Here is a 16604-nt window from a genome sequence, read left to right as displayed (position 1 = left end):
TGCTGCCCTGACGGGCGGCCATATTCCTTAATTCGCTGACAAGCGTGGAGAAATGAAATGCGACATCCTTTAGTGATGGGTAACTGGAAACTGAACGGCAGCCGCCATATGGTAAACGAACTGGTTGCTAATCTGCGTAAAGAACTGGCTGGCGTTGCTGGCTGTGCTGTAGCGATTGCTCCGCCGGAAATGTATATCGACCTGGCGAAACACGCCGCTGCCGGTAGCCACATCATCCTGGGCGCGCAGAACGTTGACCTGAACCTGTCTGGCGCATTCACCGGTGAAACAAGCGCTGAAATGCTGAAAGATATCGGCGCGCAGTACATCATTATCGGTCACTCTGAGCGCCGTACTTACCACAAAGAGTCTGACGAACTGATCGCGAAGAAATTTGCTGTGCTGAAAGAGCAGGGTCTGACTCCAGTTCTGTGCATCGGTGAAACCGAAGCAGAAAACGAAGCAGGCAAAACTGAAGAAGTCTGCGCACGTCAGATCGACGCCGTTCTGAAAACTCAGGGCGCTGCGGCATTCGAAGGCGTAGTTATCGCTTACGAACCAGTATGGGCTATCGGTACCGGTAAATCTGCAACTCCGGCTCAGGCTCAGGCTGTTCACAAATTCATCCGTGACCACATTGCTAAAGCTGACGCGAAAATCGCTGAACAGGTTATCATCCAGTACGGCGGTTCCGTAAACGCGGGCAACGCGGCAGAACTGTTCGCTCAGCCGGACATCGACGGCGCGCTGGTTGGCGGTGCTTCTCTGAAAGCAGACGCCTTCGCAGTCATCGTTAAAGCAGCAGAAGCCGCTAAACAGGCTTAAGTTGTATGGCGGGAGGAGCACTCCTCCCGTCGCATCAGGTTTACCAGTATCCCAGCCAGTGCCACCAGAAGGCGCCGGTTATCCCCCAAATGGTCAGGTTGACCACACTCATTACCAGCCCCGTTTTCCACCACTCCGCCAGCGTGACATAGCCTGAACCAAAGATGATAGGCGCAGTACCCGTGCCATAGTGCGTGAGCGACATCATTAGTGAGGAGGAGAAGCCGAGCATCAACCCAAGTAGCGCCGGCGGCGCGCCCAGACCTAATCCTGCGGCGAAGAATGCAGCGAACATCGCCGTAATATGCGCGGTTGTACTGGCGAAAAAGTAGTGCGAGTAGACGTAAAGCAGGATCAGCAATAGCGTCGCGATGCTCCAGTGCACACCAAGATGGTCGATTGCGCTACCCACGCTGGTTGCCAGCCACCCCACCAGCCCCAACTTGCTGAGAAAATCCGCCATCATTACCAGCGCCGCGAACCAGACTATGGTATCCCACGCGCCACGGCACTTAAGAATGTCATCCCAACTTAATACGCCCGCCATCAACAGAATCGACAAACCAATTAACGCGGCGCTGGTAGGGTTTACACTCCAGCCACTGCCCATCAACATCGCGGGCACTCCCGCCCACAGGCAGAGCAGCAAAATGAAGACGGCCAGGGTAATTTTCTCTGCCAGTGAAAGCGGACCTAGCGCATCCAGTTTTTGTCGTGCGAACTGAGGCGCATTTGGCGTGCGTGTGATGGCTGGCGGGTAGAGCCACCAGATAACAATCGGCATAACGACCAGTGAGACCACCGCGGGAAGCAGCGCGGCGATAGCCCACATTCCCCAGGTCATATTCAGCACACCATCGGTTCCCTTCGTTAAAAAGCTAACGATTAAGGGGTTAGGCGCGGTCGCGGTGATGAACATTGCCGAGCTGATGGGGTTAATGTTGTAATTCACCAGCGCCAGATAGCGGCCCGTTGAGCCATTCTCGTTGTTGCCCGGCTGCGATCCGAGGCTTTCCGCAATCGCCCGCATTACCGGGTGAATAATACCGCCGCCACGCGCCGTGTTGCTTGGCGTAACCGGCGCAATCAGGGTTTCCGCAAGGGTTAATGCCCACGCAATACCCAGCGTTCTTTTACCAAACAGCGCAATAAACCCGTAGCCAATACGCGCGCCCAACCCGGTCTTTAACAGGCTTTGCGACAGCATGATGGATAAACCAATCAGCCAAATCAGTTGATTAGAGAAGCCGCTCAAGGCATCGTTCAGCGCGGCCGAGGGTTTACCGGGGTTAGTGACGCCGGTCATCGCCACCAGCATAATCGCCACAACCGCAATGGCGCCAATGGGCATGGCTTTACCGATAATCGCTGCGATCGTACCAATGAACAACGCCAGCAGATGCCACGCTTGCGGAGTGACGTCAGGCGGACACGGGATAACAAACCAGATGGTCAGCGTGATCGCGAGCGAAATGATGGCAGGCCAACAGCGGATAGGGGTCAAACTGTCCATGAATCAATCCTTGAGTTTCCAGTGCGCAAATCTGCGCCCCGGTATTAACCGCCATCAGCCCAAATAAAACAATTCATCATCTCACAAAACAAAAAATTAACATTTAGATACAGTTATAATTTACCCAGTATACTGAACCAGAGGTAATCCAACGGCAGAAGCAACAGATACGTTGCCGCCGCCAGCGCTATACACAGCAGCATCCCCGCCCTCGCAGGCACTTTCCCAAGCGCCATCGCCACAACAATGGGTGAAGCCTGATACGGCAGCAGCGGTGTGGAATACCCCAGAACCTGAATCATAATCACCGACAGCAGCGGGAATCCTGTGGCATCGGCAAAGCTTTGCGCCAGCGTGGTATACAGCGCCGGAACACCGTTTGCCGTCATAATAAAATTGAGTGCGGTGGTAATGCCGGTCAGCGCGAGGAAGCTGGTGAACGGTTTTTCCGCGTCCAGCGGCATCACCTGTAACAGCGCCTCGCCCACCGCACTGCCAATACCGGTCTGCGTGACGGTGATCGCCAGCCCCAGAATACCAGCCACGTAGATACAGGTACGGATATTGACCCCACTGGAAAACTCCTCGCCATTAATAAAGCCAACCCGAGGTAGCAGCGTGATAACCGCCGCCGCCAGTCCGGTCCACGCTGGACCAATGCCGTGCCAGCTTTCGCTTACCCACAAAAACAACACCACCGCTAACATCCATGCCAGACGTTTTTCATCCCGGCTCATCGGCTCAGGCGGCGTCAAATCTCGCGGCGCATGGGGCTTACCAGGAAACAGCCAGCAGATAAGTACGATGAGTATCGCGCCTTTGAGCCAGCCCAGAACCGGCGTATGCAGTAGTAAATAAGGCAGATAATTCAGGTGGATACCGTAAGAACCTTCCGCTGCGCCGCTCATCACCAGATTCGGCACGTTAGCGGGTAAAATCGTCGCGGAAAGCTGGAACGTCCCAAACCCGACGGCCAGCGCCAGACCATACCAGGCTCGCGTGCCGTCGTTAATTCCCGCCCGTTTCGCCATCGCGGCAACAATCGGCATCAGTAGCGCAATGCGCCCCATGTTGGACGGCATTACAAACGCCAGCGCATAACTTAGCAGTACCACACTCGCTACCATTAACGGCCAGGAGTCGGTCAATCGCGATGACAGCGCCCTCGCCGCCCTGTCCGCCAATCCCGTTTTACGAATCGCGATACCCAGCACGAATCCACTGAAGACCAGCCAGAACGCCGACGACGCAAAGCCGCCAAAAATCACATCCGGTGGCGCGATTTTGGCCACCATCGCCACGGCAAAGAACAGCAGCGCCGTTATAAATTCCGGCAGCAGCGACGTCGCCCAGAGAAGAATGGTGATGCCAACCACCAGAGAAGGGATAAACAGAGGGTGCGAAAGCCAGAGCGACATGCCTGTCTCCTGTTGTTTTTTTCAACAAGAATACGGGGACAGGCATACGGAGTAAACGCCAGATTAGGTAGGGTTAGCGCAGAATATCACATTGATGATCCTGAATTTCCTCAGCAGAGGCGAGATTCAGCGACAGCAAGTTACGCTGAGTCGCCAGCAGGACAAAGGACTCATCGCTCTGGCGCACCATCGCCAGCGCATAGCTGCCCATATGTTCTCGCGCATCCGGTACTTCTTCCGCCAGCATAATAAACGGGCTGCGTTGCGCTAGTTCATTCTCCGTGACGCGACGCGCCAGATATTCATGCCCACGTAATCCACCCGGCAAAGGCAACCAGCGGGTGCTGATTTTCGCCATGTTGTCATCCAGCTGTTTTCTGACATCGGTCCGCAGGCAGGAGATATGAATGTGTAGGTGATTTTGCGTACGACCGCTACGCGAGTTAATGGTCAGCGATACCGCTTTGTCAGGGATCTCCTGACCGTATTTTTGGCTCATAAAGCTACGCGCCTGCCAGGCCAGCCAGAAAAAGTTCGGCGTGCCTGATTCCAACAGCAACGGGCTTTCCGTACCATTGATACGGTAACCAGGCATCAAGAGATATTGCAGCGGACCGTTACGATCTTTGAACACCACATATCCGGCGTCTGGTTTCACTTCCACGCACGGTGCGGGATCCTGCTGCTGCAACTGGTGCGGCAAGCATTGCTGGAGAACAATCTGGCGTAACGCGTCCGGGTTGCCGGTGAATTTCCAGTAACCAATGCCAGCAGCGGCAGCCACCACAATCACCGCCAGTAAAAGATAACCTGCTTTTTTCATTACGCGTTCCCTGTATCCTATTGAGGGGCAAGAGTAACGCAAAACCATGACAAATAAAAAACCCGGTCGCGTTATGCCACCGGGTTGGTAACTCACAGATTTATTTAACGCTTGCTGATCTGGTCGAACGTACCGCCGTTAGAAAAGTGCTCTTTCTGTGCTTTCGTCCAGCCGCCAAACTCTTCGTCAATGGTGAACAGCTTCAGCTTCGGAAAGACATTTTCGTATTTCTTCGCCACTTCAGCATCACGCGGACGGTAGAAGTTTTTCGCTGCTATCTCCTGACCTTCCGGCGAGTAGAGATACTTCAGGTAGGCTTCCGCTACCGCTTTGGTGTCTTTCTTTTCCACCACTTTGTCGACCACGGAAACGGTCGGCTCCGCGAGAATCGATTCGCTCGGGGTCACTATCTCGAATTTATCTTTACCCAGTTCGTTCGTCGCCAGTAGCGCTTCGTTTTCCCAGGCAATCAGCACATCACCGATACCGCGTTCAACGAAGGTATTGGTTGAGCCACGCGCACCAGAGTCCAGCACTTCAACGTTTTTAAACAGGGCTTTGACAAAGTCCTGGGCTTTGGCCTGATCGTTATTGTTGTGATGCAGGGCGTAGCCCCATGCCGCCAGATAGTTCCAGCGTGCGCCGCCTGAGCTTTTCGGGTTTGGCGTAATGACGGACACACCCGGTTTGACAAGATCGTTCCAGTCATGAATTTGTTTTGGATTGCCTTTGCGGACCAGGAAAACGATGGTGGAGGTGTAAGGTGCTGAGTTATCCGGCAGACGCTTGATCCAGTTTTTATCGATACGACCACGTTCAGCAATAGCGTCCACATCGTAAGCCAGCGCCAGCGTCACGACATCGGCTTCAATACCATTAATGACGGAAGTCGCCTGTTTACCCGAACCGCCGTGCGATTGGCGGATCACGACGTTGTCGCCAGTTTCCTGCTTCCAGTGCGCGCTAAAAGCTTTGTTGTACTGCTCGTACAGTTCACGCGTTGGATCGTACGATACGTTAAGTAACTGAATGTCCTTTGCCAGAACGCTGGTCGATGCCAGCAATAATGTTAACCCTACGCCCCATTTGTTCATCGCCCAGCTCTCTTATGTGGTGTTGTGATGAGCAAAGCGTGCCAGAAAGCGATCCAAACATTAAAGAATAAAAAAAGATTTGCTATAACTTCGAGGAATAAATCTGAGGGATTGCCGGATGGCGGCTAGCGCCTAATCCGGCCTGCAAGTCTCAGCAACCTGAAGGCCGGATAAACGTAGCGCCATCAGGCGCGCTAAAAAACAATCAGTACAGTTTTTTCGCGCAGTCCAGCCAGTCACCTTTGAACGGACGCTTCATGTTTTCGATAGCGTCGATGATGTCATGGTGAACCAGTTTTTCGTTCTGAATACCTACGCAACGGCCACCGTGACCTTCGAGCAGCAATTCAATGGCATACGCGCCCATACGGGACGCCAGAATACGGTCATAAGGAACCGGAGAACCACCACGCTGGATGTGACCCAGTACGGTTGAACGCGTTTCACGGCCCGTTTCTTTCTCGATGTAATGCGCCAGTTCGTCAACGTCGCACATGTGCTCAGTGATCGCTACAATCGCGTGCTTTTTACCTTTCGCGATACCGGCTTTGATTTCAGCAACCAGATCGTCACGGCTGAATTCTACTTCCGGAACCACTACGAACTCACAACCGCCGGCAATCGCTGCCGCCAGGGTCAGATCGCCACAGTAGCGGCCCATCACTTCAACGATAGAGATACGCTGGTGAGAAGAAGAGGTATCACGCAGACGGTCAATCGCTTCGACGACAGTACCCAGCGCGGTGAAATAACCGATGGTGTAGTCGGTACCCTTGATATCGTTGTCGATAGTGCCCGGCAGACCGATGCACGGGAAGCCCATTTCAGTCAGGCGTTTCGCACCCATGTAAGAACCGTCACCGCCGATAACAACCAGGGCGTCGATGCCACGCTTCTTCAGGTTTTCGATAGCCACCGCACGCACGTTTTCGTCGCGGAATTCCGGGAAGCGGGCAGAACCGAGGAAGGTACCGCCACGGTTGATCATGTCGGACACGCTATAGCGGTCAAGCTGGACCATACGGTCTTCATACAAACCCAGGTAGCCATCATGGATCCCCATGACTTCCAGCCCTTCCGTCAACGCTGCACGCACAACACCACGGATTGCTGCGTTCATGCCCGGCGCATCACCGCCGCTTGTCAACACACCGATTTTCTTAATCATGACTACCTCTGAACTTTGGAATGCAAAATGAAATCTGCTGCCGGAAGTCGATTCCGCATATCGAAACGATCCAACGAATATGCAGATAGTATAACAATCACTTCCTGCTGAATTGATTCAGGTCAGGCCAAATGGTGGTAATTTATACACAAAATGCTGGCCTGGTTCACTTTTTTTACAACGAATTATGAAAGCTCAAACATCTTGCCTTCCTTGGGTACGACCGAACAGGGATCCTGATGAATGATGACATCCGATCCCGGGAAACGTCGCAAAATTGCCTGCTCGACCTGCTCAGCCACTACATGCGCCTGAACGAGCGGCAGATTATCTTCCATTTCCAAATGAATCTGAATAAAGCGGGTCGGCCCTGACTGCCGCGTACGAAGATCGTGAGCGCCGCTGACTCCCGGCCATGACGTCACGATATCAATAATTTCCTGACGTTCTTCATCGGGTAAAGCGCGATCCAGCAATGACTGTACCGCCTCATACCCCATGCGTAATGCGCTATATAAAATATAGATGCCAATCCCGAGCGCAAACAAGGCATCTGCGCGATGCCAGCCGTACCATGCCAGCCCAAGCGCAATGAGAATCGCACCGTTCATCATAACATCAGACTGATAATGAAGCATATCCGCCCGAACTGCCTGACTTTGCGTACGCTTTACCACCCAGCGCTGAAACGAGACCAGTATGATTGTGCACACTAACGCAATGATGGTGACAATCACCCCGACACCGGGATCTTTCATCGGCGTGGGTTGGATAAGATGCTGAATCCCGGTCAGGAATAAAAACAGCGCCGAACCGGAAATAAACATGCTTTGCGCCAGCGCCGCCAGCGATTCCGCTTTACCATGTCCGAAGGTATGTTCATCATCGGCCGGCTGCAAAGAATAGCGCACCACCAACAGGTTGGTTAACGACGCCGCGATATCCACCAAAGAATCCACCAGTGCAGCCAGAATACTGACCGATCCGGTGTACCACCACGCAAAAATTTTGATCAAAAGTAACAGCGATGCCATCACGGTCGCCGCGATTGCCGCCCGGCTAACCAGCCGCCCATAGGTTTGATTCATAAACACTCCTGCCATCATCTTGGCGTAGTATAACTCATAGCGATGATCGTCTGACGACAGCGAAGTGTAGAAAATGAGATATAACCGTTTAGCACCAGCCTGAGTAAACAATTATCAACAAAGTGAATAATAGAAAACATTTTATATATATATCATTTAGCATCAATTAAAAATCAAACGACCTAAATAATAATAAAAATCGGCACAACCTCTGAATTACTCATAATTAATATTGCCTTTACCACTCTTTTTTCATTATATTTTCCTTGCAGGTCACTTATTCACTCAGTAATAGATAAGCCAAGCGAATATAAAGGAAAAAATAATGAAACATAGTATATGTACTGCGCTTACGCTCGCCCTGCTTTCAGGCTCTGCGGCAGCCGCGACGGAAAGCATGCAATGCCCAGCGCCAGAAAACATCACTTATGAAAACCATATTTATACCTCTCCCGTTACCTTATCCGGATGGGAAGGGAGCTGGAATTCTCAAGTACACCAACAGAAGGAGATTAAACGCTTCGTCACTGCACTTTATTTTGCAAAAAATAAACTGGCTGAAGGCGTATTAGTCAACTGCACTTACGAACTGGCAAACGGCCAGGAAATTGACCTGACGTATAGCCGTAAAGGGAAAGAGAATATACTCAGCAATCTGATTGTGTCGATTGAAGGAAACGATAACTGGTATCCTGAATCGGCCGCGAAAACCGAACGTTTTTATGATTGCGACAAGTCAGCAGACGCCTGCGGATTCGAACCACTGCAGACAGTCTATAACTGATCCCTTCTCCCTTCGCCTGCCACCCAAGCACACCCCATCAGAGACCGTTTTTTGGGCAAAAAAAACCCCCACATCATGTGGGGGAAGACAGGGATGGTGTCTATGGCAAGGAAAACAGGGTTACTACTGGGAACGTGAGTTGCTACTACTCAATAAATTCAACGATGAGCTTTTTTGCCAGTGCGCGACGTCGCGCAGTTGCTCCATTCGTTGTTCATGTTTCTCATTTAAAACCGCTTGCTGCTCGGGCGTTAACAGGCGATACATCTGGTTGCGAATCCTGGCTATTTCAACCTGGCGGGCAACCTGTTCTTGCGCCATTCTTTCTGCCTGAGCGCGCACAGCGCTTTCGTCAAATTTCTCTGCGGTGACAAGGCGATGCATTGTCTCCATTTCGCTAACATTAACAGGAGGCTGTTCGTGTCTTGCCTGCTGCATTAAATCTCGCATCTGTTGACGTTGATGTTCGGTTAAACTGATACCGTCAAACATGTGGCTCTGTACGCTGCGTTGCGCGGAGCCTTCACCCAGGTGCCAGTGATCGCCTGTGACGACTTCAGCTGCATGGCTTAAGGTACTGAATGCCAGCGTTGAGGCCATGACGGCAGCGGTAACTTTGCCCATCACTTGCTCCCAAAATCTTTTCTGTCGCGATTCAACGAGAGACAGTTTACGATTCGGGCTGCAAACATGCGTCAGGGGGTGTAAAACAACGTAAAGTCATAGATTAGCGACGCCTGATGACGTAATTTCTGCCTCGGAGGTACGTAAACAATGAATAAAATCCTGTTAGTTGATGATGACCGAGAGCTGACTTCCCTGTTAAAGGAGTTGCTCGAAATGGAAGGTTTCGATGTGCTGGTTGCCCATGATGGGGAACAGGCGCTCGAGCTTCTGGATGACAGCATCGATTTACTTTTGCTCGACGTCATGATGCCGAAGAAAAACGGCATCGATACACTGAAAGCGCTTCGCCAGACACACCAGACCCCCGTAATCATGCTGACCGCTCGCGGCAGTGAATTGGATCGCGTTCTCGGCCTTGAACTGGGCGCGGACGACTATTTACCGAAACCGTTTAACGACCGCGAACTGGTCGCGCGCATCCGCGCTATTCTGCGTCGCTCGCACTGGAGCGAACAGCAGCAGAGCAGCGACAACGGTTCGCCGACTCTGGAAGTGGATGCGTTAAGCCTCAACCCTGGTCGCCAGGAAGCCAGCTTCGACGGGCAAACTCTGGAGCTAACCGGCACCGAATTCACCCTGCTCTATTTGCTGGCGCAGCATCTCGGCCAGGTGGTTTCGCGTGAACATCTAAGCCAGGAAGTGCTGGGCAAACGCCTGACGCCTTTCGATCGCGCGATCGACATGCATATCTCGAACCTGCGTCGTAAGCTGCCAGAGCGTAAAGATGGGCATCCGTGGTTTAAAACGCTGCGTGGTCGCGGCTACCTGATGGTCTCCGCTTCATGATAGGGAGTTTAACCGCACGCATCTTTGCTATCTTCTGGTTGACGCTGGCACTGGTGTTGATGTTGGTACTGATGCTACCCAAGCTCGACTCACGTCAGATGACCGAGCTACTGGACAGCGAGCAGCGCCAGGGGTTGATGATTGAGCAACACGTTGAAGCTGAACTGGCGAACGATCCACCCAACGATTTGATGTGGTGGCGTCGCTTGTTTCGGGCGATAGACAAGTGGGCGCCGCCAGGACAGCGGTTATTACTTGTTACCACGGAAGGACGCGTGATCGGCGCAGAACGCAACGAAATGCAGATCATTCGTAACTTTATTGGTCAGGCCGATAACGCCGACCATCCGCAAAAGAAAAAATACGGTCGCGTTGAGATGGTCGGGCCTTTTTCCGTCAGAGACGGTGAAGATAACTACCAGCTGTATCTCATTCGACCTGCCAGCAGCTCGCAATCTGACTTTATCAACCTGCTGTTCGACCGACCGCTGTTGTTGCTGATCGTCACCATGTTAGTCAGCTCTCCGTTATTGCTCTGGCTTGCCTGGAGTCTGGCGAAACCGGCGCGTAAGTTGAAAAACGCGGCAGATGAAGTGGCCCAGGGCAACCTGCGCCAGCATCCGGAACTGGAAGCCGGTCCGCAGGAGTTTCTGGCGGCGGGCGCCAGCTTTAACCAGATGGTGACGGCGCTGGAGCGGATGATGACCACGCAGCAACGCCTGCTGTCGGACATCTCTCATGAGTTGAGAACGCCGTTGACGCGTCTGCAACTGGGCACTGCCCTGCTGCGTCGTCGTAGTGGCGAGAGCAAGGAGCTGGAGCGCATTGAAACAGAAGCGCATCGGCTGGACAGCATGATCAACGACCTGCTGGTGATGTCACGTAATCAGCAGAAAAACGCGCTGGTCAGTGAAACGGTGAAAGCCAATCAGCTATGGGGCGAAGTGCTGGATAACGCCGCCTTTGAAGCCGAGCAAATGGGTAAATCGCTCACGGTGAATTTCCCGCCGGGTCCGTGGCCGCTGTACGGTAACCCAAATGCGCTGGAAAGCGCACTGGAAAACATTGTGCGCAACGCCCTGCGCTATTCACACACGCAGATTGAAGTGGGCTTCGCGGTGGATAAAGACGGGATCACCATCACCGTGGACGACGATGGTCCGGGTGTTAGCCCTGAAGACCGGGAGCAGATTTTCCGTCCGTTCTATCGTACCGATGAGGCGCGCGATCGCGAGTCTGGCGGAACGGGGCTGGGTCTGGCGATTGTGGAAACCGCAATCCAGCAGCATCGTGGCTGGGTGAAGGCCGAAGACAGCCCGCTGGGTGGTTTACGGCTGGTGATTTGGTTACCGCTGTACAAACGCGCTTAACAGACTTCCCCGGTCACGTATTGCCGGGGAAGCACTCACATTATGCAGTTGCGGTCGCAGCCGCTAGCTTTTGCTTTTTAATCCGCTTCACCAGGATTGTCGAACAGATAAAGCCCATTAAGCTGAACGCAATCATCACGCTAAAGACATAGTTGTAGCCCGTGATGCCGCTATTGGTGTCCAGCAAATAGCCGTATAACGTGTACGCAAACATGGCTGGCATATAACCGATGATGCAACCAAACGCCATTGCCGAACCGGCATACTCACGTGGCGTACCAATCTCATCCATTGGCGCGAAGAAAATCGCACGCTGTGAGAAGATAATCGCCCCGAATCCTAATGTTGCGGCCATACCGATATACACGTTCATTGTTTGATGCGGCAACTGCATGAAAACAAGCATCGCAACGGCAGAGATCAGAAAGGTCCATTTCAGGTACACCGTCGGCGATTTAGCAACCTTATCCGCCAGCAGTCCACCAATCGGCCCTCCTACCATTTTTAACGCATACTGGTTGATGATGCCGTACGCGCCGACCAGTGCTACCGGCAACATGTAGATGTCTTTTAAGAAGGGGATAAAGTAAGTCAGCCCACAATATGCGGCGTAAACGAAGAAAATCCCTAAAGAAGCCAACCAGACGTTAGGGCAGGACAAAACATGTTTAATACCCTTTAACACTTCCATATTGGCACTGGTATTCTCGCCGCCTTTCACTTTGTCGTCATCGACAATAAAGTACGTCACAATACCTGCCGCAAGCGTAATGACCGTATAAAACAACAGACCCGCCTGCATGCCCGCTTTGCCTTCACCAAACTGAACAAAAACAAACAGGGCGCCAGAAGCGACGATGACATCCACCACGCCGCGTCCGGCTTCTAAAAAGCCAAACATGCGGCCTTGTTCTTCTTTCGTACCCAGCAGACGTACGGCTTTCAGCAATACCGGCCAATACACCACATCGGCAAAGAACGCCATTGCGGCAAAGCAAATGAGATAACCGGTAAATGACGGTAGCGTTGCCAGATATAAACCGCAAAGCCCTACGCCGATCAGACCAAAGGGTAATAATATTTTCTTAGAATAACGGTCTGCAATATAGAGCGAAAGAAACAGTCCGGTTGTCTGAACAATCGTATAAACCGTAAAGCTTAAGCCAATCTGCGTATTGGTTAAACCCCAGTCATTTTGCATTGGCACATAGAAAACATCTTTCATACTTGAAAGTTTGAATATTGTGCCACCGCCTAAAATCAAAAAACAAAGCCTTGCCCACTTATTCATGAACATGAGTAAACCCTCATTGCTTGTTGAGAGAAATATCCAGATTAAATTATATAATTAATAAAATTGTAGAGTTATTTTCATAACCCTTTGCGCATTTAGTAAAATTTTAAAAAGTTATTGATTACCTATAAATTTATTACACAAGTCACGAATATATTTTATTTGAGCCAGAGCATGTTCTTTTTCCTGCGCCAGTCGCGCATCAATCATGTCAGCGTCAGGTAGCGGCGTATAACTTGCATCGCGCCATGGGATCCAGGGATTATCACCTTCATCATCGAAACGAAATGCCGGTGCATAATATTCAACCTCTTCTTCCAGACCAAATGCATGTACTTGCGGTTTATCTTCACCTAAGAGTAATAATGCTTTGAGCATCTCTTCCATGGGTAAGTCGCCGTATCCAGAACGACAAGCCTCATGCCCCCAGCCTTTACCTTCTTTAATAATTTTAGCGTCTTTGATATGTACCTGAGTGATCAGAGGAGACATAACCTCTAACGCAGAAAGCGGCTGCTCATTGGCATTAATCATGTTGCCAAAATCAAACAGAATAGAGAGATTCTTCATTCCACTATTCTTAACCAGCGTCACCAGCTCATGGCCTTGCAGATCTTCATGCTGTTCGATGGTAAAGCTTAGGCCGCAATCATCATACTGAGACAACCACGCAATATCATTGGCGATCTTCGCCATAACATCGTTGAGATGCCCTTCATAGCGCGGGTAGAAACGAACTGACGTTGCGCCAGTTGCCACGGCAATACGGATCGCATCAGTCAACGTCGCCTTGTCTGATGCGCTCGTTTCGATATGCACATCCAAATTATATTTTTTGGCCTTTTCTTTAAAATCGTGTAACTGTCGATCGTTTAGTTTCTGCAGTGACTGGGATTCACCATCCTCAACATGTATTTTTACACCTTTTAATTTTTGCTGATATGCAATATCCAGAAGATCGCCAGGAAGGACTCTCTCATAGCGCATATTCAGATGAAAGGCATAAGCATGTAGGTACAGCGGTATATTTCTCGCGCGTTCAGCGAGAAGTTCCTGGTTATATTTTCCCATAGTTTTCTCATTCATCACGAATAACAAGTTCCACTGATTCAAGTCGCCAGTATTCAAAATCAACCTGAACCACTTTTTTATCTCGGGTTGCCCGATGTTTTTCTACTAAAATTCCATAAGTATTTGGCGCAACGCCCAGTTCTTTACAGGCCACTTCCGGCATGTTGACCGGTTTAAAAATCATTTCTTTGATATTTAATACATGACCAAACGCATCTTCCCAGACGCTGGCAAAAGACTGATTGCCAAGTTTGTTTATGAATCCTGGCGCAACATCGGCATCAATATAGGATTCATGATAAAACACTTTATGCGAATCAAGACCACACCAGCCGGTAACTAAATAGCGATCGCCGGAGGAGAGAAAAACATCCTCAACATGGTGCGGAACCGTCTCAATCGTTTCCTTGGTCAAATAATCCCAAAAAGGTTTACGCCCCTGGGCACAGGCCTCGGCATTAAAGCTGGAAAGTGATTTCGGGTTATAAATGAATCGCTTCGATGAAATAAACCACCCGCTACGGTTCTTGCGGAAAATACGTGCATCAATCTCCAGCTCGATCAGAACCTGACGTAAGGTCATGCGCTTTGCATCCAGCAGCTCACATAGCTCTCTCTCCGAAGGCAATTTGGAGCCCGCTGGCAAATTATTCTCGTTTAACCAGCTTTCAAAGCGCTCTCTGAGCACATCAACATTGTTTTTCTTTTTCATCTCACTCAATCTGGTTTAAACCAATTTGAAGCTAAGATATTTGAGTGCACGAAATACTCAAGTTTTTTTTCAACGCATCGTTTCTTTTTGTGGGCCAGGTATCAAGAATGGCCTGGACACATGGCGCGACAGGCAGGTTTTAGTACGTGAGGAGATGAACCATGAGGACGATAAATCAGGTGGCGACACCTGATTTAATCGCAAGCTTAAGGTGAGCGTTATTTCCCCCACAAACGGCGGGAATTATCTTCGATCTTGCCGCTTAAACGGCGCTTTTGCATCGTTCTGGTCCAGCTCTTCGATAACCCGGCAGCCGACAGTAAACGGCGATACTGCGAGTCATCAAACGGCATATGCCAGGCAATGGCAATCGCCTCGCGCACGCTGACGTCGCTGACGCGTGACGCCAGGATCAACGGCGCGTCCGTCGAAACCTGACCGGGAGCGATGACGCTGCATAGCCAGCCCGTCTTGCCCGCATTCTGCATCTGGCTGGCCATATCACTAATGCCAAAATGGAAATTCAGCTTAAAGCACGGCGAGCGCGGCTGGGTGACCTGAATCAGCGCGTCTCCCCACTGGAAAATGTCGCCAATATACACATTCTCTTCCATCAGCCCCTCAGTGGAGAGGTTTTCGCCAAAAGCGGGCGCGACAAATAACTCCGCCTGCTCCGGAAACTCTTGTCTCCAGTGCTGATAGTGTTCACGCGGATAGTGGCACAGCGCACGATCCGGCCCACCGTGAATTTTCGTTTCCGCCTGTTCATCCCCCGTCAGGCCCAGTTCGGTCAGCATCAGCTCACCATCGACCTGAACTTTAGCAATCGCGCTGGGACGGCTTCCCGTGTAGTCCCGAATCTTGCCTGTAAAAACATCGACCGGATATCGCATCTGTTCCCTCTCCCGATAAATTTCCCCCATTACACCATATTTATTTTATCCCAGTCGCTCAAAATGAGAGCACGGTTCACATGAAGCTTAGGGACACATGCTATCAATGTAAGCTGGTTTTGAAACATCATTTCAAATAAGGAGTCGACTACGTGACTGGTCAATCGCAATTTGCTGGCGTCTGGTGCCCTTCCATTACGCCAATGGATAATGACGGCAAGATCGATCTCAACGGTCTGAGCCAGCATCTCAAACGTTTAACCGAGGCCAAAATCGACGTGATTTTGCTGATGGGCAGCATCGGGGAGTTTGCTTCTTTTACGCTCGAAGAACGACTGCTGCTGATCCGTGAAGCCCGGGCTATGAGCTCGCTGAAGATGGTCGCCAACGTCTCATCCACCTGCCAGAATGATGTTCTGTTGATGGCGCAGGAAGCGTATCGCGCAGGTTATGATGCCGTGATGATCCTGCCGCCTTACTACTACGGACAAACGGCGAAACAGCTGCTGAGCTACTTCCGCCAGTTGGGACAGAAACTCAGCGGTAAATGGTTTGCCTATAATTTCCCGGCGCGTACCGGCTGTGATTTAACGCCGGAGCTGGTTGCCACTCTCGCTGCCGAGTTCCCAGATTTCGCAGGCATCAAAGATACCGTCGACTGTCAGTCACATACCCGCAGTATGATTCAGACAACGCGCGCCGTGCGGGAAGATTTTGCCGTACTGTCCGGTTATGACGAATACTACATTCCTAACCTGCTGGCAGGCGGGGCGGGGATTATTTCAGGGTTGAACAACGTTATGCCGGAACTGTTTGTCAGCGCGCGGGAGGCGTTTAAGCAGGGCGACCTGTCGATGCTTCGCGATATTCAGGACCAGATTGGCACCTATATGTCCATCTACGCCATTGGCGAAGATTTTGTCACCACCATCAAAACCGTGGTATCGCGTAAGTTTGGCTACTGCACCGGCGTGTCACGTAATGCTGGCGGAGAGTTGAATGAGGGGGAATGTCGGACTATTGATGAGGTGTTCGTCGTCAAAGGTTAACTGACTAAGCCGGATGGCGCAGACCATCC

The 16604-nt window shown here is 51.2% G+C and carries 16 protein-coding genes; 5 read left to right on the top strand and 11 right to left on the bottom strand.

Annotated features, from left to right (window positions below; translation table 11 throughout):
- Positions 1–57: 57 nt before the first annotated feature.
- Positions 58–825: a triose-phosphate isomerase gene (gene tpiA / locus FOB24_RS02540; RefSeq protein WP_038635981.1), complete on the top strand. Its 768-nt coding sequence runs from the start codon at positions 58–60 to the stop codon at positions 823–825.
- Positions 826–865: 40 nt separating this feature from the next.
- Here tpiA and FOB24_RS02535 read toward each other — a convergent pair whose 3' ends face one another.
- From FOB24_RS02535 to fieF, 6 genes are all read right to left on the bottom strand, one after another.
- Positions 866–2338 (bottom strand): DASS family sodium-coupled anion symporter, encoded by a 1473-nt coding sequence (locus FOB24_RS02535; protein ID WP_038635979.1) that lies wholly within the window; start codon positions 2336–2338, stop codon positions 866–868.
- Positions 2339–2451: 113 nt separating this feature from the next.
- Complete coding sequence (locus FOB24_RS02530) at positions 2452–3756, bottom strand: SLC13 family permease (protein ID WP_150344473.1); 1305 nt, start codon at positions 3754–3756, stop codon at positions 2452–2454.
- Between the two features lie 73 nt (positions 3757–3829).
- Complete coding sequence (locus FOB24_RS02525) at positions 3830–4579, bottom strand: CDP-diacylglycerol diphosphatase (RefSeq protein WP_038635973.1); 750 nt, start codon at positions 4577–4579, stop codon at positions 3830–3832.
- A gap of 104 nt (positions 4580–4683) precedes the next feature.
- Entirely contained in the window at positions 4684–5673 is a 990-nt protein-coding gene (gene sbp / locus FOB24_RS02520; protein WP_085049739.1) for a sulfate/thiosulfate ABC transporter substrate-binding protein Sbp, read from the bottom strand.
- A gap of 205 nt (positions 5674–5878) precedes the next feature.
- The gene (gene pfkA / locus FOB24_RS02515) at positions 5879–6841 is read right to left on the bottom strand and encodes a 6-phosphofructokinase (RefSeq protein WP_006686196.1); all 963 of its coding nucleotides are present in this window, start codon (positions 6839–6841) and stop codon (positions 5879–5881) included.
- A gap of 185 nt (positions 6842–7026) precedes the next feature.
- Positions 7027–7929, bottom strand: a complete 903-nt coding sequence (gene fieF, locus FOB24_RS02510) for a CDF family cation-efflux transporter FieF (RefSeq protein ID WP_038635968.1) — start codon at positions 7927–7929, stop codon at positions 7027–7029.
- 325 nt (positions 7930–8254) lie between these two features.
- Here fieF and FOB24_RS02505 point away from each other — a divergent pair, with 325 nt between their 5' ends.
- Entirely contained in the window at positions 8255–8713 is a 459-nt protein-coding gene (locus tag FOB24_RS02505) for a DUF3757 domain-containing protein (protein WP_150344472.1), read from the top strand.
- A 123-nt stretch (positions 8714–8836) separates the two neighbouring features.
- On the opposite strand, the gene cpxP is transcribed toward FOB24_RS02505, so the two are convergent.
- Positions 8837–9337 (bottom strand): cell-envelope stress modulator CpxP, encoded by a 501-nt coding sequence (gene cpxP / locus FOB24_RS02500; protein WP_069324867.1) that lies wholly within the window; start codon positions 9335–9337, stop codon positions 8837–8839.
- A gap of 150 nt (positions 9338–9487) precedes the next feature.
- On the opposite strand from cpxP, the gene cpxR reads away from it, so the two are divergent.
- Both cpxR and cpxA read left to right on the top strand, forming a co-directional pair.
- On the top strand, positions 9488–10186 hold the full coding sequence (cpxR, locus tag FOB24_RS02495; protein WP_038635960.1) for an envelope stress response regulator transcription factor CpxR: 699 nt from the start codon (positions 9488–9490) through the stop codon (positions 10184–10186).
- Positions 10183–11556 (top strand): envelope stress sensor histidine kinase CpxA, encoded by a 1374-nt coding sequence (gene cpxA, locus FOB24_RS02490; protein WP_042313425.1) that lies wholly within the window; start codon positions 10183–10185, stop codon positions 11554–11556. Before cpxR ends, cpxA begins: the two co-directional genes overlap by 4 nt.
- 40 nt (positions 11557–11596) lie before the next feature.
- On the opposite strand, the gene FOB24_RS02485 is transcribed toward cpxA, so the two are convergent.
- The 4 genes from FOB24_RS02485 to yiiM form a co-directional block, all read right to left on the bottom strand.
- Positions 11597–12847: an MFS transporter gene (locus FOB24_RS02485; RefSeq protein ID WP_087856673.1), complete on the bottom strand. Its 1251-nt coding sequence runs from the start codon at positions 12845–12847 to the stop codon at positions 11597–11599.
- A gap of 117 nt (positions 12848–12964) precedes the next feature.
- The gene (locus FOB24_RS02480; RefSeq protein WP_060683767.1) at positions 12965–13921 is read right to left on the bottom strand and encodes a sugar phosphate isomerase/epimerase family protein; all 957 of its coding nucleotides are present in this window, start codon (positions 13919–13921) and stop codon (positions 12965–12967) included.
- 7 nt (positions 13922–13928) lie between these two features.
- The gene (locus tag FOB24_RS02475; protein ID WP_060683053.1) at positions 13929–14633 is read right to left on the bottom strand and encodes a GntR family transcriptional regulator; all 705 of its coding nucleotides are present in this window, start codon (positions 14631–14633) and stop codon (positions 13929–13931) included.
- 218 nt (positions 14634–14851) lie between these two features.
- Positions 14852–15526, bottom strand: coding sequence for a 6-hydroxyaminopurine reductase (gene yiiM / locus FOB24_RS02470; protein WP_150344471.1), 675 nt, complete (start codon positions 15524–15526; stop codon positions 14852–14854).
- A gap of 152 nt (positions 15527–15678) precedes the next feature.
- On the opposite strand from yiiM, the gene FOB24_RS02465 reads away from it, so the two are divergent.
- Positions 15679–16575 (top strand): dihydrodipicolinate synthase family protein, encoded by an 897-nt coding sequence (locus tag FOB24_RS02465; protein WP_085049718.1) that lies wholly within the window; start codon positions 15679–15681, stop codon positions 16573–16575.
- Positions 16576–16604 lie beyond the last annotated feature (29 nt).

It is taken from the genome of Citrobacter werkmanii (genome assembly GCF_008693645.1).
GTDB lineage: Bacteria > Pseudomonadota > Gammaproteobacteria > Enterobacterales > Enterobacteriaceae > Citrobacter > Citrobacter werkmanii.
Note: the sequence above shows the minus strand (reverse complement) of the source record. Positions and strands in the feature narration are given on the sequence as shown.

What these genes read in the sequence shown, in the direction of transcription:
- tpiA (WP_038635981.1), top strand. Translation starts at nt 58, where the DNA reads ATGCGACATCCTTTAGTGATGGGTAACTGGAAACTGAACGGCAGCCGC.
- FOB24_RS02480 (WP_060683767.1), bottom strand. Translation starts at nt 13,921, where the DNA reads ATGGGAAAATATAACCAGGAACTTCTCGCTGAACGCGCGAGAAATATA.
- cpxP (WP_069324867.1), bottom strand. Translation starts at nt 9,337, where the DNA reads ATGGGCAAAGTTACCGCTGCCGTCATGGCCTCAACGCTGGCATTCAGT.
- FOB24_RS02525 (WP_038635973.1), bottom strand. Translation starts at nt 4,579, where the DNA reads ATGAAAAAAGCAGGTTATCTTTTACTGGCGGTGATTGTGGTGGCTGCC.
- FOB24_RS02505 (WP_150344472.1), top strand. Translation starts at nt 8,255, where the DNA reads ATGAAACATAGTATATGTACTGCGCTTACGCTCGCCCTGCTTTCAGGC.
- yiiM (WP_150344471.1), bottom strand. Translation starts at nt 15,526, where the DNA reads ATGCGATATCCGGTCGATGTTTTTACAGGCAAGATTCGGGACTACACG.
- FOB24_RS02530 (WP_150344473.1), bottom strand. Translation starts at nt 3,756, where the DNA reads ATGTCGCTCTGGCTTTCGCACCCTCTGTTTATCCCTTCTCTGGTGGTT.
- FOB24_RS02535 (WP_038635979.1), bottom strand. Translation starts at nt 2,338, where the DNA reads ATGGACAGTTTGACCCCTATCCGCTGTTGGCCTGCCATCATTTCGCTC.
- FOB24_RS02475 (WP_060683053.1), bottom strand. Translation starts at nt 14,633, where the DNA reads ATGAAAAAGAAAAACAATGTTGATGTGCTCAGAGAGCGCTTTGAAAGC.
- fieF (WP_038635968.1), bottom strand. Translation starts at nt 7,929, where the DNA reads ATGAATCAAACCTATGGGCGGCTGGTTAGCCGGGCGGCAATCGCGGCG.
- FOB24_RS02485 (WP_087856673.1), bottom strand. Translation starts at nt 12,847, where the DNA reads ATGAATAAGTGGGCAAGGCTTTGTTTTTTGATTTTAGGCGGTGGCACA.
- cpxR (WP_038635960.1), top strand. Translation starts at nt 9,488, where the DNA reads ATGAATAAAATCCTGTTAGTTGATGATGACCGAGAGCTGACTTCCCTG.
- sbp (WP_085049739.1), bottom strand. Translation starts at nt 5,673, where the DNA reads ATGAACAAATGGGGCGTAGGGTTAACATTATTGCTGGCATCGACCAGC.
- cpxA (WP_042313425.1), top strand. Translation starts at nt 10,183, where the DNA reads ATGATAGGGAGTTTAACCGCACGCATCTTTGCTATCTTCTGGTTGACG.
- pfkA (WP_006686196.1), bottom strand. Translation starts at nt 6,841, where the DNA reads ATGATTAAGAAAATCGGTGTGTTGACAAGCGGCGGTGATGCGCCGGGC.